A 25,632-nucleotide genomic window follows, 5' to 3' on the forward strand; every position below is an offset into this window, starting at 1 on the left:
GCAAACTCTACATCTGAAACCGGAAGCAAGTATGATGGGAGCCATTCAGGTTTATATTTTCAAAGAATCTGGAAAAATTGTTGAGACTACCACGCTACACAAAACCTACCTGACTCAGGTCTTTGAAATTGATGTACAAAATCTGAATCGTGGACTTTATTTTGTAAAAATGATAAATGACAACACCACAGCAACATTTAAGATGAGTAAAGAATAGTGTTAAAATTGACAAAAGGACATAGCCCCAGGTGAAATCGGGGCTATTTTTTTGTTCAAACAATTGATTTCCAAAGATTAAAACATTTCTGCAATTTGTTCGAAAAAGCCAGAGTAGCTATCTTGATCATCAAACACATTCGTTCAAATCATGGTTAAGAAGGTTTTTTCCATTCTCTTCATTGTAGTATTCTTGAGTATTGTTGGTGTCTACTGGTATACTCAGTCACTTATGCCCAATTATTCCGGAGAATTTAAGTTATCCGGTTTGTCCAACGATACGGAGGTACATTTCGATGCATACGGTATTCCACACGTGTACGCCGACAATGAGATAGATGCCTATAGAGCTTTGGGTTATGTACATGCACAAGACAGGTTGTGGCAGATGGAAGTGGTCAGACGTATTGCACCCGGGAGACTTTCTGAAATCTTTGGTAGCAAACTTCTGAAAACGGATAAGTTATTTCGAGCCTTGGGTATTCAGCAGTACTCAGAACAGTCATTAGCAACCTTTGAAGCAAGTGGTGACCCTAAAATAAAATCTGCGGCAAAGGCGTATCTGGATGGAATCAATACCTTTTTGAATGAAGGACCTACACCCATTGAATTCACCATTTTGGGCATTGAAAAAACACCGTTCACATTGATAGACGTGTACAACACCATGGGTTATATGTCTTTTAGTTTCGCTGCTGCGCAAAAAACGGAACCCATCGTTACCAGAATATTGAATGAACTTGGAGAAGACTATTTGAAGGACCTGGATGTAGCCAGCAATACTTCGGGGGCTCTTATGAATTCTTTTTCGACGGCTGCGGCCATGGATGAGATGGCACTAGCAATAGATGAAATTTTAACCGGTCTACCGGCAGCACCTTTGATTGGGAGCAATAGCTGGGTGATTGGCCCCGATAAGACTAAGTCCGGTAAAGTGATTTTGGCCAATGACCCGCACATAGCCTTTTCGCAACCAGCAGTGTGGTACGAAGCCCATTTTGAAACGGCTGAGACCTCCTTCTATGGTTATTATCTGGCAGGATATCCATTTGCGATAATGGGACACAATAGAAAATATGCTACAGGCCTAACCATGTTCGAAAATGATGATATAGACCTGTATTTCGAGAAAGATAATCCTGACAATGCTGCGCAATATATTTTCAAGGAAGAAATAAGAGACTACGTGACTAGAAAAGAAAACATTCTCGTGAAGGATTCAGCAATGGTGGAAATGGTAATCAAACATACTCATCATGGCCCGGTAGTAAACGAGGCACTTGAGTTGAATGAAGACCTGCCCCCTGTATCTCTATTTTGGGTATACACCCAAAAGCCTGGAGAGATATTGGAAGTTACCTATGGCTTTTCTCACCTCAAAGACTTCGCCGATGCACGAAACAATGTGGCCAAAATCCATGCGCCAGGTCTCAATGTTATGTATGGCGATACCGATAACAACTATGCACGCTGGTCCTCTGCCCATCTGATACAAAGACCTGCGGAAGTAAATTCAAAGTTGATTCTCGATGGTGTCTCAGGTGAAAACGAAATGCTGGGATACTACGATTTTAGTTTTAATCCCAAATCAGAAAATGCACCATGGGGCTATGCATATAGCGCCAACAACCAACCTGATACTACCCAGGGCCTAGTGGTTCCTGGCTACTATTTACCAGAGGACAGGGCCAGAAGAATCAAACAATTGCTAAACGCCGATAAAAAATGGGATGTGGAAGATACCAAGCAAATGATGCTTGATAACACCTCCAACAATTCGCCCGAGGTAGCTGAATCAATATTGGAAGCCATAGACACTAAACTGGTTAATTCTAAGAATGAGGAAGAAGCAATTCATATATTGTCTGAATGGGATGGGGAATATAGATTGAATGCCATTGCACCCACCATTTACAACAAGCTTGTTTATAAAATTCAGGAAGGTCTATTTGTGAATAAACTAGGTCAGAAAGGATTTGAGGCCTTCATGAAGACTCACCTGATGAAAAGAAGTTTCCAGCCACTATTTGCAAACGACAGTTCTGTCTGGTGGGACGATCCAAACACAGAAATGATCGAAACCAGATCCTCAATAATCACCGCTGCATTTTCAGATGGCATGATGGAATTAGAAAAACAATTGGGAGCTGATATCTCTCAATGGAATTGGGGAAGTGTTCACACCCTGGAACATGGACATGTATTAGGTTCGGTTGAGGCATTGAGAAAGTATTTCAATGTGGGTCCCTTTCCCGTTCCCGGAAACAACGAAGTGATCAACAACTATTTATACAAATTCTCAGCCGATGGATGGTACAAGACTTTCGCAGGCCCGTCGACCAGAAGAATCATTGATTTTGCAGACGTAGAAGGCAACAGTTGGAGTATTTTGCCAACTGGCAATTCCGGCAACATCTTCTCCCCGCACTACTGTGACCAGGCGCAGATGTACGTAAATGGGGAATTCAGAAGACAGCTGATGAACAAAGAAGAAATCATGAAGCAATCTAAAGGAGCTTTGGTACTCAAACCATAAGGCGCAGTGTGGAAATCCGATGTGTCACTTCAAAAGCTTGGAACTTTAGTTTTCAGAAATGTGAAAACTAAAGGGTTACGCCATCTATATTAGTTCTACTACAGGATCAGATGAATAATTTGCATCAAGATTTTATACATTTCATGGGGCTAAAGCTTATTCTTGCGACTCAATAGTTTTATCAGTTTTACAACATATCGAATGATGAACAAGTTATCCTTAGCAGCCCTTGCGCTGCTCATCTTTGCATTTGCCTCGCAAGCGCAAAAACACGAAAAAAATTTAAGAACCATTTTTGATGAGGCACTGACCAATGGACAGTCGTATCCGATGCTTGAGTATTTATCTCTGAATATCGGACATCGCCTGAGCGGTTCGCCTTCAGCTGCCGCAGCCGTAGAATACACCAGACAGCAGATGGAGCAATTGGGCTTTGACAAAGTCTTTCTGCAAGAAGTGATGGTACCACACTGGGTACGCGGTCAGAAAGAAATCGGAAGAATTGTAAATGCAAAGACCTTCGGTACAAAAGATGTGAACGTAATTGCATTAGGCAATAGCGTCGGCACAGGTCCCAATGGACTTCTGGCCGAAGTAATTGAAGTACAAAGTCTCGATGAATTAGAAAAACTAGGTAAGAAGAACATTGAAGGAAAAATTGTCTTCTTCAATAGACCCATGGACCCAAAGCACATTCATACCGGTCACGCCTATGGCGGTGCGGGAGATCAGCGTGTAAAAGGCCCGTCAGAAGCCGCTAAGTATGGTGCCGTTGGGGCCATCAACAGATCGTTGACATTGGCACTGAACGATGTACCACATACAGGCTCGCTGATTTATGAAGAAGGTATTCCACAAATTCCAGCTGTGGCCATCAGCACGATTGGCGCCGATTACCTGAGTAAGACTTTGAAGGCGAATAAGGGCCTGAAGTTCTACCTAGAAACAGATTGCGAAATGCTGCCCGACGTGTTGTCGTACAATGTGATTGGTGAGCTAACCGGGTCAGAACTACCTAATGAGTACATTGTAGTCAGTGGTCATCTCGACTCCTGGGATGTAGGTGACGGCTCTCACGATGATGGTGCAGGTTGCGTACAGGCCATTGAGGCGGTCAGGATTTTTAAAGCCACAGGCATTCGCCCGAAGCGTACCCTTAGAGCGGTGATGTTTATGAATGAAGAGAATGGCCTTCGAGGAGGCAAGGAATATGCCCGAGTAGCCAAAGAAAAAGGTGAAAAACATGTGGCAGCTCTTGAGTCTGATTCAGGCGGGTTTACGCCGAGAGGATTTGGTATCAATGCTTCTCAGGAAGCCATTTCAAGGATACAAAGCTGGAGTAGCCTGTTGGCTCCGTTCGATCTGAGAAAAATTGTGAAGGGTTACGGTGGAGCAGACATCAATCCCATGGAAGACCAGGGAGTCGTTTTGATTGGGTTGATGCCAGACTCACAGCGCTACTTTGATTATCATCATACGGCCGATGATACTTTCGATAAGGTAAATAAGCGAGAGCTTGAACTTGGTGCTGCAGCTATGGCTGCCTTGATATATCTTATCGACCAGGAGGGAATCTAGTGATTCATTCCGTCATTGAAAGCGAAGCGCTACGGATTGAATTTTTAACTTGCACTATGGCTCGTGTCCTCACGAGCCATAGTTATAGCCAACAGGTACAACTTATAATCTTGAATTAAAATGCCCCATTTTATCATACACTGTTCAGAAGGAATCACCAGAGTTCACTCCAAAAAAGAAATCATGGAGCAAGTCTACAATCAGGCCGTAGCCAGCGAGTTGTTCGCCAAGGGCGACATCAAGGTTCGTGTGCAGTCGTTCGACGAGTTCATCGCCGGTGAAGGTTCGGATGATTTCATCCATGTCTTTGGCAACATCATGCAAGGACGCACAGACGAACAAAAGTCCAATTTATCCCGTCGAATCGTGTCTGCGCTCAATGGTCTGTTTCCGCAGGTTCCTATTATATCTATGAACGTCAGGGATTTTGAAAAGGCGAGCTATTGCAACAAGGCGATGGTTTAGGCTTTAGAGCCAGACTGTTTTTAACGAACGTGTCAACAATGGATCGCGACCATGGTTGACCCCCAGTAGTTTTTGGATGGTTCCTGCACTTGGTTCCTTCAAACATCTTGTAGGCGTGTCTTAGGGATTGGCTTTTTTGGCAGTAGCTCATTAACTTTCTATTCTTAACTGAGTTACGAACCTCACGATCAATCCAGGGGTAAGTGAAGTTCATGGCACCCACGATGCGCTACGGCAAATGAGTACTTATACCAGAAAAACACAAATAAAAGCCGACTGTCCAATGGAACGGACACTGAACATTATTTCCGGAAAATGGAAACTCGCCTTACTGTGCGAACTAAACAGAAGAAATGCCAGACTAAGTGATTTTGAGAGGAAAAACCCCGAAGCTTCTAAGAGAGCTTTGACTCAGCAGCTTGGTGAATTGGTCAGGGATGGTATCGTCCATAAAAAAGATTTTGAGGTGTACCCAAAAAAAGTTGAATACTCACTTACTGAGCTGGGAAAAGAGCTGATGCCCGTGATTGCTAAATTGGGCGAGTTCGGAGAAAAATTATAAAATCGGCAGAAAGTCATAGGGGTGAATTCACCCCTTATTGCTATTCAACATGGCCAATCATAGTTTTGTTTTCACTATGATTGAAATAATGAATCGGCAACCACTGACTCAAAAAATATTTCCCCTTGTGCTTATCCTCCTCTGGTCTTGTGGCAAGCGCCAAGAAATATCTACTTCTACTGAAAAGGAGCAGGTGACCCATGAACAAGGAGATTACGATTTCGTCATCACAGAAAAAGCACTTTTCCCCGAGGGTACTGCTTTCGACCTAAGTACTCATATGGTTTATGTGGGAAGTATTTACAAACAAAAGATTATCGGGATTTCATCGGAAGGGAAAGTCACTGATTTAATTACGAAGGAAAGGTTTGAGAGTCTCAGCCCGCTGGGCATGGAAATGGACCCTCGCACGAATACGCTGTGGGTATGTGCAGCCGTAGCACCTATCGTGAAGCACCCAACAGGTACTAAACGTCAAGCTGCCATTTTGGCTTTTAACCCTACCACCAACCAACGGCTAAAAAAATATGTGCTAGCGAACAATGAAGATGCGCTGTTGAATGATATCACCATGGACAGCAAAGGCAACATATATGCCACCGAAACAATGGGAGGAAAAATTTTTACGATTGATTCAGTTACTGAACAACTGGTCGTGTTTTGTGACTTAAAAGAATACAGTTTTCCTAACGGCATTATTTATCATCACCCTCAAAAGTGCCTCTTTGTGGCGACGGACGAAGGGATAATTAGAATAGAATTGGCATCGAAAGAAGTCACTTTGATCAAGACTGAAAACGAAATAAATACTTCCACAATTGATGGGCTAGCCATATATGAAAACTACTTCTTAGGCCACCAAAGCACCAAAATCTCCAGGTTTTATTTTAACAATGAAATTTCGAAGATTACGGATGTAGAGATTTTTGATTCAGGAAATGATTTTGATTCGAGTACGACGGGCGAGATTGGCAATGGGTACTACTACTATATTGTGAATTCGCAGATAAAAAGCGGAGTAAACCGAAAATTAAAAACAATTAAACCTCTGGATAGTTTGGAAAATGTGATCATCAGGAGAAAGAGACTCTAATTAGGGTCACTGAGTAAACATACCGGCAATTCAAACAATTTTTATCATGAAAAATCTCATCTACTTTTTTTTCTTAGCGCACCAATTCATCTGTGCAGTTCCAGCAAATAGCCAGGACAATGACATGCAGTCATTAAAGACAACCTATGCAAGTTGGATAAAAGCCTGGAACGACAGCGATGCCGCTGCCGTGGCTGAAATTAGCTGGGGCAATTATGGATTTGGAAGAGACGTACCATTTCTTCGTAAAGGAACTGAAGACAAGGCTATCTACCTTGAAAATATTCGTAGATACATGGACTCAATGACTAAAATCTCATATCAAGAGCATTTCACTGATTATCGAATTATTGATGGTGCTGGATTTGTAGACAGCTATTATGCGCAAACTACCCAGCAATTGAACGGCCCACTAAGATCTGTTTATGGTCGTCAGTCTTTGGTTTTTATTAAGAAAAATGGAAACTGGCGAATGGTGCATTATCACAGGTCTGCCCTGCCCAATGAGTTTATCCGTTGAAACTCATAAAGTGCATTGGACTCAATAGCCATTGACGTCTTCTAAAAAAAAACGGCACCTCCATATGGAACTCGTGTAACAAGTACTTTGTCTTGCGGACTTCTTTGGATGTAAGTGGTTTACTATTAATTTGGCAGTAGAAATAAATAGTACTCAAAGCAAAGCAACACTTCACCAAAAAATGAAAAATCTCCTGAAAGAGCATTTTGATTTTCAAGACCCGGAGATCAAAAAGCTCAATGGCTACCACAATATCAATTATCTGGTGAGTAATCATTCGACAAAGTACATCTTCAAGACGTATCCTTTCGACGAAGAACTACTAGCTATTCTCGAAGCAGAAAACGAAACCCTCAATCACCTGAAAGAGAAAGGGGCTGATCAATTTCCAATCCCTGTTCCATTTACAAATGGTGGGTTTATTGAAGTATTGGATCTGGATGGAAAGCCTACTATATGCAGGATGCTCTCCTTCATAGAAGGTGATTTTTTAGGCGACACTAAGTCCTCCGAAGAACTGCTAAAATCACTCGGGACCTTTCTTGCCCGATTAGACATTCAGCTTCAAGATTTCAATCACTATACACTCAGAGCAAGGCAGTGGGAATGGGACCTTCAATATCTGCATCTCAACAAAAAATATCTCAATGACATACCTGATGAGCACGAAAGAAGCATTGTCAATTATTTCATTCAGCAATTTGAAGAAAATGTAACACCCATCTTACCAGAATTAAGAAAACAGGTCATTTATAATGACGCCAATGAGTGGAACATACTGACTAAAAACGGTAAAGTTTCCGGCTTAATTGATTTTGGTGACCTAGCGCATTCACCTTTAATTAATGAGTTGGCCGTAGCCATCGTCTATGCCAGCTATGAAGAAGAGGCTCCAATGGAGTCGGCATTGGTTGTTCTAAAAGCATATCATGAGGTGCTTCCTTTGATGGAAGAAGAAATTCGGGTATTGTACTATTTGATCGCCGCTCAACTTTGTATCAGTGTATGCAATTCAGCGCATGCGCGCAAAACGGACCCTGACAATCAATACGCTACCAGCAGCGAAAAGCAGGCCTGGTCAATGTTGCACAAATGGCTCGCCATCAGTCCGCTTGCTGCTGAAAATCACTTTAGAAACACGCTTGGCCTTCCTGTTAACCAGGTAAGAACAACCGAAGAAAACATCACTCGCAGGCACCAGTTTATCAGCCCGGTCTTGTCAATGAGCTACAGGCAGCCTATATCCATGGAGCGGGCCACATTTCAATACATGTATGATACCGAGGGCAATACCTTCCTGGATGCCTACAACAATATTCCACATGTAGGTCATTCGCACCCTAAAGTGGTAGCTGCCGGCCAAAGACAGATGGCTCATTTGAATACCAATACCAGGTATCTATATGACCTGCTGCCAGCCTATGCAGAAAAGTTGTTATCGAAATTCCCTGACTCACTCAATAAAGTCTTTTTTGTAAATTCGGGAAGCGCAGCCAGCGATTTGGCGATGCGACTAGCCTATGCGCATACCGGACACAAAAAAATCATGGTCATGGAGCACGGCTATCATGGCAATACCCAGATGTCTATGGATATCAGCGATTATAAGTTCAGTAATAAAAAGGGCCAGGGGCAAAAAGACTACATCCTTAAAACACCAATTCCCGACACCTATAGAGGTAATTATACCCAAAACGATGGCACTGCCGGTCGCCAATATGCCAAAGACGCAGTCCAAAACATAGTGCAGTCCGAATTACACATAGCGGCCTTTATCACCGAGCCGGTTGTCGGATGTGGAGGACAGGTGCCTTTGGCCAAGGGATATTTGAAAGAAATCTATCCTGCCATCAGAAAGCAAGGCGGGATTTGCATCAGCGACGAAGTACAGACCGGCTTTGGTCGGTTAGGCGATCATTTTTGGGGTTTTGAGGCGCAGGAGGTCGTTCCGGACATGGTGATTGTGGGCAAACCCATGGCCAATGGCCATCCAATGGGGGCGGTCATCTGCACAAACGAAATCGCAGAATCATTCAGCAAAGGAGTTGAGTTTTTTAGCTCTTTTGGCGGAAATCCTGTTTCCTGTGCGATCGGATTATCCGTGCTGGAAGTAATAGAAGAGGAGAAGTTGCAGGAAAATGCTAAAACCGTAGGGGACTATTATAGGTCACTTTTTAATGATCTTCGGGACGACTTCCCATGCATCGGGGATGTAAGAGGTTCGGGGTTGTTCATCGGGGTGGAGATTGTGCAGGACAATGCTATGGAACCAGACGTCGAACTGGCTCATAAGATCAAAAACGGGCTTAGAGACAGGCATATACTTATCAGCACCGACGGGCCGCATGATAGCGTCATTAAAAGCAAACCACCGCTCTGCTTCACCAGGGAAAATGCGAAAGTTGTGGTGGAAAACATTAGAGAGGTATTGCACGGGCATTATAGTTCAAAATAGATATCAGAGGTCATTATGAAATTGAGGTATTATCAGGTAGATGCTTTTGCAAATGAGATTTTCAGTGGCAACCCGGCTATCGTCGTTGAAGTGAAGAGCTGGCTTGACGACCAAACGCTACAGAATATTGCCAGGGAAAATTCAGTAGATGCCACTGCATTTTTTGTGGTCGGTGAGTCAGAGATTCAATTGAGATGGTTCACACCTGATCTCGAATTGGATTTATGCGGCCACGCAACACTAGCTGCAGCTCATGTTTTGAAGAAGGAATTGAATTACGCGAAGGATTCGATCACTTTTCAGACTAGCGCTGGGTTGTTGTACGTAGAAGTTGAAAAAGACCTCTATACACTTGACATGCCTTCTCGAAAACCAGTGAAAACCGTGCTGCCGGAATTCATTGCTCAGTCCTTAAGTAAGCAACCGATAGAGGTCTTGAAAGCACGAGATTATATTTTGGTCTATGGTAGTGAAAATGATGTGCGGGACATTCAGATTGACCAGGTATCCTTTAATAAAGTAAACATTGATCCGGGAGGTGTCGCGATTACGGCTAAGGGAGATCGCTCCGATTTTGTTTCAAGATTCTTTGTTCCTCAGGCGACCATCTTTGAAGACCCGGTAACGGGATCGGCACATGCTTCCTTAGTCCCGTATTGGAGCGAGAAACTAGGCAAGCAGGAGCTATTTGCCGTACAATTATCTGAACGGCAAGGGAAATTACATTGCAAGGACCATAAAGGCAGAGTTTTGGTTTCAGGTCATGCGATTACTTACTCAGCAGGTGTTTTAAATATTTCTTTAAAGTAAGACGAGATGTACATAAGCCAGGAGACAAAAGAAGAAACTGAAAAAAGACTCAAGAAAGTCCTGAGAGCTGCAACCTTTAAAGTTTACGCAGAACCCTACTACTTTAGAGAGGTACCTGTTGATGATTTTCAATTTGATTCCAAGGCACTGGCGATGGTCAAAGACGATGAGGTCTGGAGTTTGCTGGTTCCGGTCGAGAAAGAGGGTACGGAAAACTTCAAGATCTTCAGTTTTCACTTTGAGGAGGGGCTGGACAACAGCGGCTTTGTCGGGTGGTTGGCCACCAAAATAAAGGAAAAGTTGGGTTCCGGCATATTTGTGGTTTGCGGGCAGAACTCAAACCAAGGTGGAATCTTTGATTACAACGGATGTCCGATCGAAATTGCCGATGAGGTCATCCATTATATTGAAGAATTGAAAGAATCTAAGAATTGAAAATCTTTAAAAAAGCACTTGTATCCAGCCGATAAGGATATGAGTACTTTTTGTTTTACCTTGAATGGTAATCAATTCTTCAGATATGAAAGAAATCATAACAACACCCGAAAGCAGATTTGAAAATTTACCTGGCTACGATTTTTCACCCAACTATCTGAAAGTAGAAGAAGGATTAAGGCTCCACTATTTGGATGAAGGCCCGGCTGACGGCCCCATCGCCCTGCTGCTGCACGGGGAACCCAGCTGGTCGTATCTGTATCGAAAAATGATTCCGACACTGGTCGAAAACAATTTTCGGGCGATCGCTCCCGACCTGATCGGCTTCGGTAAATCAGACAAGTTGGTCAAGAAAGAAGCTTACAGTTACCAAGCCCATATGCAGTGGATGACCACGTTTGTGGAGCAGCTGGATTTAAAGGACATTACCCTCTTTTGTCAGGATTGGGGCGGGTTGCTTGGTTTGCGACTGGCTACCGAAAAACCCGAACGGTTTGCAGCTATAGTGGCTTCTAATACCTCTTTACCCACGGGACAAATTGCCATGCCCGAAAGCTTCATGAAGTGGAGAGAGTTCTCGCAAAACTCTCCCGATTTTGAAGCAGGCAAGGTCCTCAATATGGCAACGGTGCAGGACCTCAGCCCGGAAGTCATCGCTGCCTACAACGCCCCCTTCCCTTCGGAAGATTATAAGGCAGGGTCCAGGATCTTCCCAATGCTCGTGCCAGTAGATGCCGACGACCCGGAGTCTAAAAACAACCAGGTCGCCTGGAAAAAATTGATGCAATGGGAAAAGCCCTTCCTGACTCTCTTTGCAGACTCGGACCCGATCATGAAAGGCGCAGAAATACCCATGCAACAAATGATTCCCGGAGCGAAAGGCCAAGATCACCAAATCTTGCATGCGGGTCATTTTATACAGGAAGAAAAAGGGGAGGAATTGGCAGAATTGATTGTGGCGTTTTATCAAAAGAATTTTGACAAGACTCATTAGATCACTTTCTATTCAGCCGTATATGACAATTTTACTTTTTGAAGCACGTTCGAACATACAGAAATGACAAGAAAAGAATTTATTAAGATCTGCGGGATTCTCGGTGTGAGCCTCCCCTTTCAAGCGGCTTTCAGCGCCTGCAATAAAGATGACAAAGGCAGTTTTTCCGAAAAGGTAATCATTATCGGTACTGGTGCTGGCGGTTTGTCCGCGGGCTATTTGCTCAACCAGCACGGAATAGAATTTGAAATACTGGAAGCTTCGGCTACATATGGCGGGAGAATGAAAAGGACCACGGACTTTGCTGACTTTCCCATACCACTTGGAGCAGAGTGGCTCCACACAAAAACCAGTGTTTTTCAGGAAATCGTCAATGATGACGCTCAGACAGTAGAAGTGAATACCGTAGGCTACGATAGCCAGGTAGATACCGAAGGCAATTGGGACAATGGCCAGTTGACCGTGAACGAGTTGGTTGATTCCGACCGCAAGTTTATTGATTCCACCTGGTTCGATTTTTTTGACGAGTACATTGTGCCTTCGGTAACCCAGAAAATCGTATATAACACGATTGTTCAGTCCATTGATTATTCTGGCGAACAGATCATGGTCAAGACTTCAAATGGAGAATATACGGCCGACAAGGTGATTGTGTCCGTACCGTTGAAAATCCTTCAGGATGGCGATATCAGCTTTACACCGTCCCTTCCTGAAGATAAATCGGCGGCTATCAATAGCGCCACCGTTTGGGAGGGCTTCAAAGCATTCATAGAATTCTCTGAAAAGTTTTACCACACCGCCACCTCCTTCAACATTACGCCTGAAACCGATGGTCAAAAACTCTATTACGATGCCTCCTATGGACAAGATACAAGTCAAAATGTACTTGGGTTGTTCACGGTTGGCAAACCAGCCCTGGATTATATTTCGCGCTCCGGAGATGAGCTGAGGGACTTTATTCTGAAAGAACTTGATGAAATATATGACAACAAGGCCACCGCTTCCTATGTTAAGCACATGGTGCAAAACTGGAATGACGAACCCTTTATTAAAGCGGGCTATCTCAGCGATCATGAAGACTGGAGAAAAGTGAGAACCCTCGGGGAGTCTGTAGCTGATAAAGTATATTTTGCCGGCGGACCCTATACCGATGGCGAGGATTGGGTTTCAGTACACGCTGCGGCACAGTCCGCCAGGAGCACCGTAGACGAATTGGTGAAATAAACTCAAATGACATTGAAAGAAGAAAATATACCACCGGCTTTCTCACATCTGAGCCCTGATCTTGTTTCCGAAATAACTGCGACAGCTATTCGCAAAGAGATTCCAAAAGACACTGAAATCTTACGCGAGGGGCAGTATGTCAAAGTCATCCCCATTGTGCTGGAAGGACTGATCAAAGTGTTTACCAGGCATGAAGGCAAGGAGTTGCTGCTCTACTACATCCGACCCAATGAAAGTTGTATCATGTCGTTTTCGGCCAGCCTGAAAAATGAACCCAGTAATATCTATGCGGTCACCGAAGAAGATACCAAGGCCATGCTTTTACCGGTTGACAAAGTAGCTGATTGGACCAGGCAGTTTCCCGATATCAACACCCTCTTCTTCCAGCAATACAACCTGCGCTACGGCGAACTGCTGGAGACCATTCATCACGTGCTCTTCGACCGGATGGACAAGCGGCTCTATGACTACCTGCAAGAGAAGGTGAAGCTGACCAACAAAAACCCGCTGAAACTCTCTCATCGCCAGATTGCCAACGAACTCGGTACCGCACGAGAAGTCATAAGCCGTGTCATGAAAAAACTTGAAAGCGAGGGCAAACTACAACAACTCCCCAACAGCATAAAAATCTTGTAGGCCGAGTTTAAATCAACGAAAACGATCTACATAACCGTCATTCAGAGGCTTTTAGGGTGGTTTGCGGGTTGAAGCCGTAAGAATCTTCCTGATTATGAGACGCTCACGCCTCTATTAGCTGCTCGCACAGCTTAAAAAGGACTCAGTGTGACGGTTGATGATGCTATAACGGAACTCAAATTTCTTAACCCGGTGACCAAAGTCACTGCACCACCGATTTCCCGTCCCTAGTTTTGACAAAAAGAATCAACATGAACAAGGCTTTTAAATTCTTATTGGTTTGTGCGACCTGCCTGACGCTGGTTATGGGCGTAGTTCTCTTGGTTCAGTATTTGTCAAACTAAAACTTAATAGTCATGAAAAAGAACATGGGAAATGCAGACCGGGTGCTCAGAATATTGATCGCGCTCGTCATCGGTACTTTATACTTCACTAATATCATATCAGGGGCCTTAGGACTTGTTCTACTCGTGTTGTCGGTAGTATTTGTCCTGACCAGTTTGGTGAGTTTTTGTCCGTTGTATGCGATTTTTGGGATGAGGACTTGTAAGGTGAGGGAGAAAGGTTGATGGTTCTTATGAGCTCATAGGTCTTATTTGATCAAAGTATGATAAGGTGCGTTTATCCTGCCAACGGTAGCTGGATAAACGCACCTTTTGTGTAAATTGAAGGCGATCCGTCATCACGGGTGATAGTGAGAATCACCTAGACGATTCTTGTTATTCAATAGTTACCCTTCCGCAATATCAATACTAAATGAAATCTCAATTACTCATAATTACTTTGTGTCTCGGAATGCTGCTCTCATGTAACCACAACAGCAGGATCAATGACCTTGAAACCAAACTAGCAAGCTCTGCGACATCATACTCGATGAACAACGAAACTCCTGCAAACTCCATTCTGCAAACTCCTATCAAATCCAAAAGAAATTTCTACTTAGTCGAATATGGAAACTTTAATGAATACTTTGAAAAATTGGAAAGTAATATCAAAATGATCCGAGAAACTAGAACGAGCTACCGTAGAGATGGCACTCCGAAAGTTTCTGACGAGCACAATTATTTTTACAACAAAAATGGTGTTCTAAACTTATACACTTTTAAAACACCAGATCATTTTAGCAGGGAGGGGAGGAAAATCTTCCAATATGACAAAAAGGGAAACCTATCAAAGATTATTTCTTCAGATTATGTTAAGTATGGAAAAATCAACGACATACCTATTGACAAACTTGGCAACCTTAGATTTGACACCAGTGAATTTCCAATTTATTTAGAGGTCTACTTCTCATATGACGAACAAGATCGCCTTATTCAAGAGTTTTGGAACGACGATGAAGATAAGGAACTATTGAAGTGTCAATACTTCGAAAACGAGCCATATGTCATTCGAACTTCATACATTAACTCGACTCCTGATTCAATCGGTGACATTGGTTCAATAGACAGTTTGTTTTTTGATGCAAAACTCAATTGCATTCAACATATCCATAACTATTATGCAGGAGAAACATTACAAGAAAAGAGAAAATGGTGGTACGAAAATGGCCTAATAAAAACGTACACAGAACTAGGAGAGTACGAATACTCTAATCCAGATTCAACTATTTATCAATATAATAAATTGGGAAATTGGATCGAAAAGTTAATTTTCCGAAAAAACAGAGACATACAACACACATGGAAAGCAGAATATAAGGTTGACTCGAAAGGAAATTACACAGATGCCAATTTCAAGTATTTAGATAAGATCAGAGAAACAGTTAAGAGAGAAATTGAATATTGGGAATAAACGAAGGAAACAGATGCTAAAAACCCCCAATCGTCCTCGTTTAGCGAAGCGTAACGAGGATGTCTGAGATGGGCGTTTGCAACGCACGTGTTACAACCCATATTTTGCTGAAATCAGCTAACTCACTTCAATTGTTGAAAGAAGTCTTTGATATTAACATCAAGTGAGTTTAGAATACGAACCAGCGTTTTCATGGTTAGATTGACTTCCCCCTGTTCGATATTCCAATAATGCGACCTGCTGAACTTATTCTGTATGGCGAACTTCTCGTAATTCTTGATCCCCTTGGATTCTCTAATTGATCGAATCCCTGCCCCAATTCTTTTTTGTAACACAAATGCGTTGTTCGGTATTTCTGAATTCTCCATTAGAATTCAAAGATTAAGATTACGCTCTTTTTAAAGTACTCTTTATATAGAGTGTTTTTGCTATCTTTGTTTACATTTGATTGGTTAATGAAATTGATATGATAACTGAACAGTCCAAAATTTTTGAAATTCCTAAGTACTCAAATACAACAGAGAAAATGTTGAAAGAATTTGTAGAGCTTATTGACTACCTTGATATTCAAATATTCAGAAGAAAAATGCGGACATTGGTCTTCCACTTTATCTCAGCCGAACCTGGAAATCTAACTGGTGAATTTCAAAAGTTCGCTGAGCAACTTCCAATTTTCTTTGATTTTTTGGACTTGGTCGAAGATGAACTCTCGAAGAAAAAGACGGCATAGGACAATTGCAGATACTTGATACTGAAAGTCAAATGCCATACTTTAGTTGGTATTAGAAATGAAAAGACTCCTATATTCTTTCATACTGCTCTTGCCACTTGTCTCTTATTCTCAAGAAGTATCAACGGTTGTTAACATTGATTCACTTGATAAGGTAATTATCATCGACCATCAAAATTTTAATTATGAATGGTATTGCGGTAGGCGATATGAGATCGTAAGGAATAACCATGGGTTTGAGATGAGGCAGGTAGAACAATATAGTAGTCCCTATTCCTTTGGCCAAACCGACAAGACTATTGAAAATGACTCGCTCGATTTCGATAATATGAAGACCCTGGAAGCTCTGGGAATTTCAGTTGACGAACCAGATACGTTGATTGAATTGGCTAACAAAGTTATTTCAACCAAACAGAGTTATTGGGCTCAGAAAATTACCATGGCGAATTCTATGGATACGGTAAAAATTACGTCATTTGACCCGGACGTTTTCATTGAATTAATCTCGGCTGTCAATGACAAAAAATCCAGAAGTATTACTTCTATCCCGAACAATCTGGGTATTGATTCGATATGGATTTCAAATCATGGAGAAAGGCTATTCAATTTGTACAAGCTGGAAGATGTGGAACCTACACCAGATCAAAAAAAATACTGTTTGTCGTGTTTCCGTGATCCGAAGAAAAGAATGATTGCAATAGCCTCAGCAGTTCATGGTCATCCTAACACCTACGACTATCCATTTGTTGAATTACAGTTTATTGAAAAAAGAGACACACTCTTTCTATCTACCGATATTCCAAATCCGTATAGCATTCCATGGTTGTTAAATGATTCCACTAAATACTTTAATCCTAAAATATCCGTATTGGCTGCCGAACTTCTTCCGGATTTGGAATATTCTAATAAAAAGCGGTTATCAGGTAACTTTAGTAGTTCCCATTTCTTTAATTCTTTAGAGAAGGCATTTGCCAAAAGAATGATCTATAAATATTGCACGGAAATCAACGAAAAGAAAAAGCGGCGAAGAAAAAGGATATATCTCGATCAGGAAAAGACTGAGGTAGTCCAGAAATGAAAGTATGGTGACGTAGAAAACTAAAAACCCATTACATTGGGTGTAATTAAAAAAATCAATAGCCGCATTCTGTATCCGGATGAGATATGGGAAGGCAGCACTTCTGAATCAATGGAAATAGTAGTTTCATCTTTAATCATTATTGGTACAATAGCTGCTATCGCTACGATAATCAAATACCCGAAGGACACATGGAATACGATATTGTCATTTTTTCTATGGCCCTTCAGAAGAGCGTGGGATTACATACTCTTAGTTCTAATACCAATTGGCTTACTCATAATTTTTGTTGAAGACAGACTTGGAATCAACTTCTTAAGCAAGTTTATCAATAAAATTTACGGAGGGCGAACACATAAGACTGAAGGGCGAAAAAATCTAAACTTTAAAAAGTTCAGCAAATTCATTTTGGTGAATTCCACATCAATGGAACTCGAACAACAGCTAAAGGAGGCCGATGAAACTTGTCCAGAAGTAACGATAGAACGATCTCAAGTTTATCGAACTGAAAGCTATTCAATCATTGAACTACCATCAATTGGTTTCTATGGATTCAATTTCATGATTCAGTGGTTAACTGAATTTGTAAAATCTGTTGAGGTCTATGGATTTGCCAATAGTGGAAGAAGCCAATTCTTAACTTTCGTTGATAAGAACAGTGAGAATGATCTAATCGGCCTAACAAATACAGGTAAAAAATTCTTTGTTAGTATGTACGATGACCTTGACAACAAGCAATTTCTGAGATTGAATCAATCCATTGAAGTTGAAACAAAACTAACCACTGAATCACTAGAACAACTGATTGAAAAAGCCATGTGATATGCAGTACTGAACATCCCCTGCTAACCTTATCAAATTTCCCGGATGACGAAAAAGTATAAATATATTCTCTTTGCTTGGTGCGGTACATGGTCCCTGATTATGGGGCTCATGGTGGGATATGGGTTTATATATCATCCGGATTCAAAATATGTTTTTTCAGCCATCGTGTATATCATCTATGCGATTATTATGGTCTTAGGTGTACGAAAAATTTCCGCTAAGTCCCGCCAGCCTCATTGACTTTTAGATTCTTACGCTATGCCAAATAATCATCTTCCGGAAGATGCTCTTTCATCCACTCAACCAGACCCAGTTTGGTGAGATTTTGTCCGTTGTATGCGCCGTTTGGGATTAGCGCTTGCAAGGTGAAAGGGAAGGATTATACGGGCTCCTCGATCTTATTTAATCAAAGTATGATGAGGTGTGTTTATCCTGGTATATCAGAAGGATAGACACACCTTTTGCGTAAATTGAGGACTAGATAAAGGTCATTAATACTTGTTAGCTGCAATTATGAAGAAACTACTGACCCTATTAATATTTAGTCTTACATTTCAATCGGCATTTTCTCAGGATAAAATGATCGTTGAACAATCGGTTTGTGACTCGTACAATACCGACCCTTATGAATTAAAAGAAAGGATAGTTAATAAGGAAGTTAAAAATGACACATTAATCATAGTGCTTGGCAAACGAGAGATTTGTTGCGCAACGTTTACGGCTGACTATAAACTTGAAAATGATACTTTAAAGATTAATTACGAAAATACAGGTGATGAATGTTTTTGTACCTGTTTTTATGAATTGACTTTTAAAATCCCTAACAAAAAACTTGATTCCCTTCAAATAACATTCAACGGACTTCAATTTGAACAAACAGATAGGGGACTAACGGAATATGTTACAAAAATTGACACCCTAGAAAATGGAAATGTTTTAAGGTCAAAGTACGAAAACGATGAATTGATTCTTGAAATTGAAGACCAAGATTCGTTTAAAGTGTATAGACAATATTACAAAGGATTATTACGACAAGAAAACAGAAGAAAATGAGCGATAAATTGACAGAATACATCGATGGCTTTGTATTCCCTGTTCCTCGAATTTATTTGGACGAATACAAAAAGGCGGCTGAAAAAGTAGCAGAAATCTGGAGCGCTTGCTTATTATGAATATGTTGGGGAGGATTTGAATTTAGAGGGAACACGCTCATTCATTGAGGCAGTAGATGTGAAGGATGATGAGGTAATTGTATTTGGGTGGGTTGTATTTCCTTCGAAAGAAACTCGTGATTTAGCAAATGAACAAGTTCCAAACGACTCAAGAATGTCAGACCTGGTTGCTCCATTGACTCAATCTACAAGATTGATTTTTGATGCCAGTAGGATGGTTTATGGAGGATTTCAGCCTCTTGTTCAATTCAATTAATGATAACGGATAGCCCGGGCCGTTGAGATACGTTCATTCAAAAAAATCCCAATCGTCCTCGTTTAGCGAAGCGTAAGGAGGATGCTCAATCGAGCTCAAAACCCATTAATTCTGAAAGCCCAACCTCTAGACAATCCGTGAGCACAATCAGAAAATCCAGGTAACAATCTTCCTTTCCATTTTCCGTATCTGCTATTAAGCGCTCCTCTACTCCGCACACATGAGCTACCTGAGATCGAGATAAATCTTTGGCGATTCTAAGTCGTTTTATGCGATCGCCCAATTTCTTTTGATACAGTTTGAATTCTATTTCGGTCATTATCTTGTGTTAACTATAGCGAACACAAGATAATAAATAATCCCAGATATTCGCAATAGTGAACACGCAAGAAGAAAAATATTTCAAGAAGCTGGGAGATAGGATCAAACAATTGAGAGAGGAGAAGTCTTTTGATCAGAAGGCCTTTGCCTTTTATTGTGACATCAGCAGGACTCAGGTTTTCATGATCGAAAACGGAAAAACAAACCCCCGACTTTTGACAATGATGAAAATTGCGAAGGGGTTGGGTATTTCTGTGAATGAGCTGCTGGATATAAAATAGATGAAATCAGTAAATTAAATTGTTTTAATTCTCTGCTCTCTTACCCTGCGAGCACAGGAATTACTAAATCCTAGTAGGATTGTTGCATGGGGGTAGATTGAAAAGCAGATAAGTATGACCGCCTGTGATGGCAATTAACTTTACTTTTATGAATAGACTAATCCTTACTACTCTTGTCCTGTTATTGCCATCAATGCTTTTTGCACAAGTTGACCCATATGAAAAATGGGACAAGAATTATACTGAAATTGATTTGTCTGAATTGCTAAATTCAGAGCAAATGTATGCTGACAGTATCGAGTCTAATTTTGATGAGACCCAGCAATTATATTTCCGCGCTGAAAAATACCGGTTTGTGGCAACATTTACGGGTAACTGGAGAGCGTTCTCTGACCAGCGCGAATCAATAATGAGCTTCGTCTTTAAAATGATTGGGGTTGATCAAAGTATTACGCGCACAATCAAAAATGAAATTGAATTGGTGTGTCAGTTTGGAAAAATTTGGATGCCTATTCAGCCACAGCTTGAAAAATCATTTAAGAAAGAAGTCAAGAAAAACGCTGATGTTTATCTCTATACCCTTTTTCTGAATAGCCATTCTTCTAAAGGATTGAGTAACATTTTCTTTGTCTCCGAGTTCATTAGTGAACAGAATTGATCACATTTTTTTAACTGTGCGATAATGGCTGAAATGGACGTTAACGATAATTAAAACTTCTATGTTAACAGCAATAAAAAACTACCAATTATTCTTTTTGATTTGTCTTACAATTCAATCGTCATTTGGCCAACAATTGAACTCAGGTCGCATATATACTGGTGCTGAACAGGTAGACGCATATGTAGATTACCTCAGAGGCAAGAAAGTAGCTGTTGTTGGAAACCAATCTTCTGTTGTAGGAAATCAACACCTGGTCGATACCCTGTTGGCACTTGGAATCCAGATTGAAAAAGTTTTCGGACCTGAACATGGTTTCAGAGGAAATGCAAGTAATGGCGAGCACGTGTCCGACGAAATGGATTTGGCAACGGGCCTACCGATAATATCATTGTATGGAAGCAAAAAGAAGCCCTCCGAAGAGGATTTATTCGATATAGATATTGTCCTCTTCGATCTGCAAGATGTTGGTTGCCGATTCTTTACACACATCAATCTGCTGAGAGATGTCATGGAAGCCTGTGCTGAATTCGATAGGGAAATTATGATCTTGGATCGACCCAATCCAAACGGATACTTAGTTGACGGGCCTGTTTTAGATATGACTCTCAAATCAGGAATCGGTCAATTTCCTATTCCTATTGCTCATGGGTTGACCCTTGGAGAATTCGCGAAAATGGTTATTGGAGAAAATTGGATGAAGAATAGCCAACGATGTAGGCTTACGATCATATCATTAAAGAATTACAGCCATGATATGGAGTATATTCCAGCCATTAGTCCCTCGCCCAATTTAAATACAAGCACGAGCATATACTTATATCCATCCACCTGCCTGTTTGAGGGGACCATATTAAACCATGGAAGGGGCACTCATTTTCCATTTACTGTCCTCGGAAGTCCAAAATTTAAAGGCACTTTTGATTTCAATTTCGTCCCTCAAAGTATTCCCGGAATGTCAAGCACTCCTCTTTTTATGGATGAAACCTGTTATGGCATTGATTTGAGAAATACCGACATTAAAAAATTAAAAGAAACGAAAAAACTGAATTTGGAGTGGCTGATCAATCTTTATAATCAGTACCCTGAAAAGGAAAAGTTCTTCGATCAGTCATTTAGCCGTCAGATAGGAAATATTGATTACCTCGCTGGAACCAAAGAGTTTAAACAGCAAATTATTGATGCGGTATCAATAGAAGAAATTCGAGCTTCCTGGGAACCGGAGTTATCCGATTACAAGAAGATTCGAGAAAAATATTTGCTCTATCCTTGATCAATAATTGGTACTCCCGGATCTATTTGATCATAGCATGGTGAAGTGCATGTTATAGTAAGATTTAATTGTCCGCATTTGAATGTGATTATAAAATAAGAGCTTCTTTCAAGTCAACCTCCATCGTTTTGAATTCACAATCTGTCCAACTATTTGGATGCACCACCGCACCGAGCTAAAAGTCCTTTCCAACTTTCGGCCATCTTTCCGTGTCCTATACCTATGAAATCAATGGGCATAGCACTTTTTTTGGCCTTAGGAGTCCTGATGGCTATTTCGTGTAACGAAGAAACTAACGGGATTCAAATCCCACTTACGTTTAGACTTGGTGGTGAAGCCAATGGCCTAAGTGAGGGGAAAAAAGTCAAATGTGAATGCGATCAAATGGGAGAACTCAGTGCTTCGTACAAAATCAAGAATGATACGGTAATATATGAAGGTTCAATGGGAGGATCATTTTCGAGAACAGTGCTGAATGATGACGAAAATGGAATTTCATTAGCGCCTGATACATATGGTGAAATTATTGTGAAGCTACACAAAGATTCTGTTTGGATTTTGACCCCAGTTAATTTCAATACGGGCAGTCGTTTTTATGAAAATCTAGCAGCCTTCAAAGGAGTCAAAAAGGATGGCCAAATTTTTGGACAATGGAATTGTGCACCATTTGACATATTTGAAGGCGGTTGGGTAGACACAGTTGGAACGGTTTCCGGGTCCTGGTATATTGAAGATTCACCATAAACTGATCCCTTTCTTTTCAAAAGAACCCCTGGCATGTTATACAGCCAACTACATGATCTAGTTCCTCTTCCCAGACCAAGACCCTTTTGATATTCATGTGTTAAGGCCCTATTTGTGCGCCAAGATCGACGAATAACCACTTTTGAGGAGGATTCTACCTTGTGGCTGTGTTACGCTCCAATCTAATTTTGAAGCATCAAATGTTAATTAAAAAAAACAATTATTATGACGCAAAAAACAAAACACCTCTTACTAAAAACACTATTGATTGGCTTGCTCATTCAGACGGGATTCTCTTCTGTATCATTAGGACAATCAAAAGAAGAAAAGATAGATCAAGCAGTGAGCCTCTATGCAGACTATGGCAAGTTCAATGGCTCTATACTCGTATCTGAAAACGGTAAGGTCATCTACAAGAAGGGATTTGGAAAGGCCAACATGGAGTGGAATATTCCAAACCAGCCAAATACCAAGCATAGAATAGGGTCCATCACAAAACAGTTCACAGCGATGCTGGTATTACAGCAAGTGCAACAAGGAAACCTGAGTCTGGATGACGTGATTACCGACCATCTTTCTAATTATCCAAAAGCGACCGGTGACAAGATTACTCTGCATCATCTGCTTACGCATACCTCAGGTATCCCCAATTACACGTCGTATGCTGATTTTTTCAAGAATGAAACCCGAAATCCTTATCAACCTGAAGAGTTTATTAAGCTTTTTTCAGATTCTGCCTTGCACTTTACTCCCGGGAAGAAATTTGAATACAGTAATTCAGGCTATTTCTTATTAGGTGCTATTCTGGAAAAAGTGACTGGCAAACCCTACGAACTAGTTTTGCAAGAAAATATTCTAACCCCACTTGGGATGACCAATACCGGGTTTGATCACTACGCTACTATTTTGAAAAACAGAGCAGCAGGATATGAAAAAGAAGGCTCTGGCTATAAAAATGCCGATTACATAGACATGTCGATCCCGTATGCGGCTGGATCCATGTACTCCACGGTAGAAGATTTATATCTTTGGGATCAGGCATTGTACACGGAACAGCTGCTCTCATCAAAATACAAAGAGTTATTATTTACCCCTTTCATACCCGCATGGAGTAGCAGCTATGGTTATGGGTGGTTCATTATGCAACTACCTATTGGTGGAGGAAATGATCCTTTATTGATTCATCAACACGACGGAGGAGTCAACGGTTTTCATACCGTGATATCTCGTATTCCATCGGAGAAGCACATGATTGTGATGCTCAACAACACAGGCCATGCGGCTTTGAATGACATCAATCTTGCCATCAATGCCATACTACATGATTTGCCTTATCAGTTGCCAAAGAGGTCTTTCGCTAAAACACTCTGGGAAGTTGTATCTACCAAAGGTTTTGAAGCCGGACTGCAATGGTTCAATGAAAACAGAAACGCTACAGACTATGAACTCAATGAGTATGAAATCAACGTAATGGGCTATCAATTGCTAAATATGCAAAAAACAAAAGAAGCCATCATCGTATTTCAACTGAATGTAGATGCTTTTCCAGAATCCTGGAATACCTATGACAGTTTAGCAGAAGCATATATCCAAGATGGAAATGAAGAAATGGCTGTGTTATATTATAAAAAGTCGCTGAAGCTAAATTCCAAAAACACCAATGCCAAAAAATACATAAAGGCACACAAATCCTAATCAACTATTCGATAAGGCCAAGCCATGAAAGAGTACCCTGCAAATCGTTGGGCCTCTTTCATGGCTATATTTCAACTTATGGATAGAATCATTTCGGCAGGTGGTTTAATTGTCTTCGTTTAACGAAGCATAACGATGATGTTTGAGATGGGGATGTTGTTGGCATAAGGCACACAGGTGTCGAGTAGATTTGCTATTTTAGAAGGTATTAAGCAAGCACTGGCGCACCTCCTTGTATCTGGACTAACACTAACAAATGAAGATATACTCACTTTTATTAATTACCGTATTAGCCATCTATTCATGTGGTTATGATGAACAAAATATAGCTGAAGATTTATATTATTTAGCAGAGGAGACGAATCCATCCCAATACTTTGAGATATCACCTGATAGCGACACTGTACTGATTGGCTCGTTAGGAACTAAGATTTACATTAAGGCGAATTCTTTAACTTTTGATGATGGAGAATTGACATCTTCTGAAGTTACCTTAAAATTGAAGGAGGTATATTCTAAAGCGGATATGATACTTAACGGGTTGACAACAACGTCAGATGATAACCTTTTGGAGTCTTCAGGAATGATAAATATCACAGCCTCCAGCGAAGGACGGAATTTAGAATTGAATGTAGAATATCCAATTAGAATCCAATTCCAAAAAAAATCAGAACGCTCTATGATGCGTACCTACCTTGGTAATTTAGATTCTACAAGAATGAATTGGATATTGGATACTAACAATGTCTATGACACGATTAAGTATAGCACAAGGGTTGAAATGATAATTCATTTGGATGTTCCAGAGGATGTGGTGACTGTTATGGATGTTTTATATGGCTTAGTCGGCTTGGATACTATTGAAATCAAAAGGACACCTGTTTTTGATAACCAGGATTCCACTTTTTATTATCAACCGTTCTACGAAATACATGCCACCAGTCTTAACTGGATTAACTGCGATTATTTTAATGAATCAAAGAACAATACAAATGTTCTTGTTAAGAAAATTGAAAACACTAAGACTCTTAATTTTTTAGTTTTCAAAGATATTAACTCAGTTATGGGTCCTTGGGATTATGACGAGAACAACATAATGTTTAGGAATGTCCCACACGGCTCTCAGGTAACCATAGTAAGTATAGGTAAAAAGGATGCTGATTATTTATTGGCTACTAAGGATATCATTGCGGGTCAAACGAATCAGGAAATAGGACTTGATTATGAGAAACATAGCTTAGAAGAAATAGACAAAAAAATAAAAAGTAGTTTCTAGATCTA

General features: G+C 40.9%; 28 protein-coding genes and 1 pseudogene. 27 read left to right on the top strand and 2 right to left on the bottom strand.

The genetic code is table 11. The features are described from left to right. The 15 genes from ABJD64_RS01400 to ABJD64_RS01470 all read left to right on the top strand — a co-directional run. Positions 1-217 (top strand): T9SS type A sorting domain-containing protein (locus ABJD64_RS01400; RefSeq protein WP_348176651.1); only part of this gene is annotated, 217 nt, incomplete at its 5' end. A 150-nt stretch (positions 218-367) separates the two neighbouring features. After that, a complete protein-coding gene (locus ABJD64_RS01405; protein ID WP_348176653.1) occupies positions 368-2,752 on the top strand; it encodes a penicillin acylase family protein in 2,385 nt (794 codons plus the stop codon). Between the two features lie 201 nt (positions 2,753-2,953). Next, a complete protein-coding gene (locus ABJD64_RS01410) occupies positions 2,954-4,330 on the top strand; it encodes a M20/M25/M40 family metallo-hydrolase (protein ID WP_348176655.1) in 1,377 nt (458 codons plus the stop codon). Positions 4,331-4,450: 120 nt separating this feature from the next. Next, positions 4,451-4,795, top strand: coding sequence for a 5-carboxymethyl-2-hydroxymuconate Delta-isomerase (locus ABJD64_RS01415; RefSeq protein WP_348176657.1), 345 nt, complete (start codon positions 4,451-4,453; stop codon positions 4,793-4,795). Between the two features lie 283 nt (positions 4,796-5,078). Next, positions 5,079-5,357: a helix-turn-helix domain-containing protein gene (locus tag ABJD64_RS01420; protein WP_348176659.1), complete on the top strand. Its 279-nt coding sequence runs from the start codon at positions 5,079-5,081 to the stop codon at positions 5,355-5,357. An 88-nt stretch (positions 5,358-5,445) separates the two neighbouring features. Beyond that, a complete protein-coding gene (locus ABJD64_RS01425) occupies positions 5,446-6,450 on the top strand; it encodes a hypothetical protein (RefSeq protein ID WP_348176661.1) in 1,005 nt (334 codons plus the stop codon). A gap of 46 nt (positions 6,451-6,496) precedes the next feature. Beyond that, complete coding sequence (locus ABJD64_RS01430; RefSeq protein WP_348176663.1) at positions 6,497-6,970, top strand: nuclear transport factor 2 family protein; 474 nt, start codon at positions 6,497-6,499, stop codon at positions 6,968-6,970. A 181-nt stretch (positions 6,971-7,151) separates the two neighbouring features. After that, complete coding sequence (locus ABJD64_RS01435) at positions 7,152-9,425, top strand: aminotransferase class III-fold pyridoxal phosphate-dependent enzyme (RefSeq protein ID WP_348176665.1); 2,274 nt, start codon at positions 7,152-7,154, stop codon at positions 9,423-9,425. Positions 9,426-9,440: 15 nt separating this feature from the next. After that, positions 9,441-10,235: a PhzF family phenazine biosynthesis protein gene (locus ABJD64_RS01440; protein ID WP_348176667.1), complete on the top strand. Its 795-nt coding sequence runs from the start codon at positions 9,441-9,443 to the stop codon at positions 10,233-10,235. 6 nt (positions 10,236-10,241) lie between these two features. After that, a complete protein-coding gene (locus tag ABJD64_RS01445) occupies positions 10,242-10,670 on the top strand; it encodes a DUF6196 family protein (protein WP_348176669.1) in 429 nt (142 codons plus the stop codon). Between the two features lie 85 nt (positions 10,671-10,755). Then, positions 10,756-11,664: a haloalkane dehalogenase gene (locus ABJD64_RS01450; RefSeq protein ID WP_348176671.1), complete on the top strand. Its 909-nt coding sequence runs from the start codon at positions 10,756-10,758 to the stop codon at positions 11,662-11,664. Between the two features lie 63 nt (positions 11,665-11,727). After that, entirely contained in the window at positions 11,728-12,888 is a 1,161-nt protein-coding gene (locus tag ABJD64_RS01455; RefSeq protein WP_348176673.1) for an FAD-dependent oxidoreductase, read from the top strand. A gap of 6 nt (positions 12,889-12,894) precedes the next feature. Next, positions 12,895-13,524 carry a Crp/Fnr family transcriptional regulator gene (locus ABJD64_RS01460; protein ID WP_348176675.1) on the top strand — a complete coding sequence of 210 codons (630 nt, stop codon included), beginning with the start codon at positions 12,895-12,897 and terminating at the stop codon, positions 13,522-13,524. Between the two features lie 356 nt (positions 13,525-13,880). After that, positions 13,881-14,093 (top strand): DUF2892 domain-containing protein, encoded by a 213-nt coding sequence (locus ABJD64_RS01465; RefSeq protein WP_348176677.1) that lies wholly within the window; start codon positions 13,881-13,883, stop codon positions 14,091-14,093. A 304-nt stretch (positions 14,094-14,397) separates the two neighbouring features. Beyond that, a complete protein-coding gene (locus tag ABJD64_RS01470; RefSeq protein ID WP_348196151.1) occupies positions 14,398-15,318 on the top strand; it encodes a hypothetical protein in 921 nt (306 codons plus the stop codon). Between the two features lie 122 nt (positions 15,319-15,440). Here ABJD64_RS01470 and ABJD64_RS01475 read toward each other — a convergent pair whose 3' ends face one another. Then, positions 15,441-15,686: a helix-turn-helix transcriptional regulator gene (locus ABJD64_RS01475; protein WP_348176681.1), complete on the bottom strand. Its 246-nt coding sequence runs from the start codon at positions 15,684-15,686 to the stop codon at positions 15,441-15,443. Between the two features lie 158 nt (positions 15,687-15,844). On the opposite strand from ABJD64_RS01475, the gene ABJD64_RS01480 reads away from it, so the two are divergent. From ABJD64_RS01480 to ABJD64_RS01505, 6 genes and pseudogenes are all read left to right on the top strand, one after another. Beyond that, a complete protein-coding gene (locus ABJD64_RS01480) occupies positions 15,845-16,048 on the top strand; it encodes a hypothetical protein (protein WP_348208189.1) in 204 nt (67 codons plus the stop codon). 58 nt (positions 16,049-16,106) lie between these two features. Next, positions 16,107-17,126 (top strand): hypothetical protein, encoded by a 1,020-nt coding sequence (locus tag ABJD64_RS01485; RefSeq protein ID WP_348176685.1) that lies wholly within the window; start codon positions 16,107-16,109, stop codon positions 17,124-17,126. Positions 17,127-17,162: 36 nt separating this feature from the next. After that, positions 17,163-17,948, top strand: coding sequence for a hypothetical protein (locus ABJD64_RS01490; protein WP_348176687.1), 786 nt, complete (start codon positions 17,163-17,165; stop codon positions 17,946-17,948). Positions 17,949-17,993: 45 nt separating this feature from the next. Continuing rightward, positions 17,994-18,191 (top strand): hypothetical protein, encoded by a 198-nt coding sequence (locus tag ABJD64_RS01495; protein WP_348208190.1) that lies wholly within the window; start codon positions 17,994-17,996, stop codon positions 18,189-18,191. A 273-nt stretch (positions 18,192-18,464) separates the two neighbouring features. Further along, on the top strand, positions 18,465-19,004 hold the full coding sequence (locus ABJD64_RS01500; RefSeq protein WP_348176689.1) for a hypothetical protein: 540 nt from the start codon (positions 18,465-18,467) through the stop codon (positions 19,002-19,004). Beyond that, positions 19,001-19,379: pseudogene (locus ABJD64_RS01505) on the top strand (DUF1428 domain-containing protein). Before ABJD64_RS01500 ends, ABJD64_RS01505 begins: the two are co-directional and overlap by 4 nt. Positions 19,380-19,464: 85 nt before the next feature. Here the strand turns inward: ABJD64_RS01505 and ABJD64_RS01510 are convergent. Beyond that, the gene (locus ABJD64_RS01510) at positions 19,465-19,698 is read right to left on the bottom strand and encodes a helix-turn-helix transcriptional regulator (RefSeq protein WP_348176691.1); all 234 of its coding nucleotides are present in this window, start codon (positions 19,696-19,698) and stop codon (positions 19,465-19,467) included. A 58-nt stretch (positions 19,699-19,756) separates the two neighbouring features. Here ABJD64_RS01510 and ABJD64_RS01515 point away from each other — a divergent pair, with 58 nt between their 5' ends. The 6 genes from ABJD64_RS01515 (at position 19,757) to ABJD64_RS01540 (ending at position 25,627) form a co-directional block, all read left to right on the top strand. Then, positions 19,757-19,981, top strand: coding sequence for a helix-turn-helix transcriptional regulator (locus ABJD64_RS01515; RefSeq protein WP_348176693.1), 225 nt, complete (start codon positions 19,757-19,759; stop codon positions 19,979-19,981). Between the two features lie 148 nt (positions 19,982-20,129). Beyond that, on the top strand, positions 20,130-20,639 hold the full coding sequence (locus ABJD64_RS01520) for a hypothetical protein (RefSeq protein WP_348176695.1): 510 nt from the start codon (positions 20,130-20,132) through the stop codon (positions 20,637-20,639). Positions 20,640-20,700: 61 nt separating this feature from the next. After that, positions 20,701-21,912 carry a DUF1343 domain-containing protein gene (locus tag ABJD64_RS01525; protein ID WP_348176697.1) on the top strand — a complete coding sequence of 404 codons (1,212 nt, stop codon included), beginning with the start codon at positions 20,701-20,703 and terminating at the stop codon, positions 21,910-21,912. A 231-nt stretch (positions 21,913-22,143) separates the two neighbouring features. After that, on the top strand, positions 22,144-22,656 hold the full coding sequence (locus ABJD64_RS01530; RefSeq protein WP_348176699.1) for a hypothetical protein: 513 nt from the start codon (positions 22,144-22,146) through the stop codon (positions 22,654-22,656). Between the two features lie 225 nt (positions 22,657-22,881). Then, positions 22,882-24,351, top strand: a complete 1,470-nt coding sequence (locus tag ABJD64_RS01535) for a serine hydrolase domain-containing protein (RefSeq protein WP_348176701.1) — start codon at positions 22,882-22,884, stop codon at positions 24,349-24,351. A 256-nt stretch (positions 24,352-24,607) separates the two neighbouring features. Next, a complete protein-coding gene (locus ABJD64_RS01540) occupies positions 24,608-25,627 on the top strand; it encodes a hypothetical protein (protein WP_348176703.1) in 1,020 nt (339 codons plus the stop codon). Positions 25,628-25,632 lie beyond the last annotated feature (5 nt).

This window comes from Reichenbachiella sp. (genome assembly GCF_039944555.1).
GTDB lineage: Bacteria > Bacteroidota > Bacteroidia > Cytophagales > Cyclobacteriaceae > Reichenbachiella.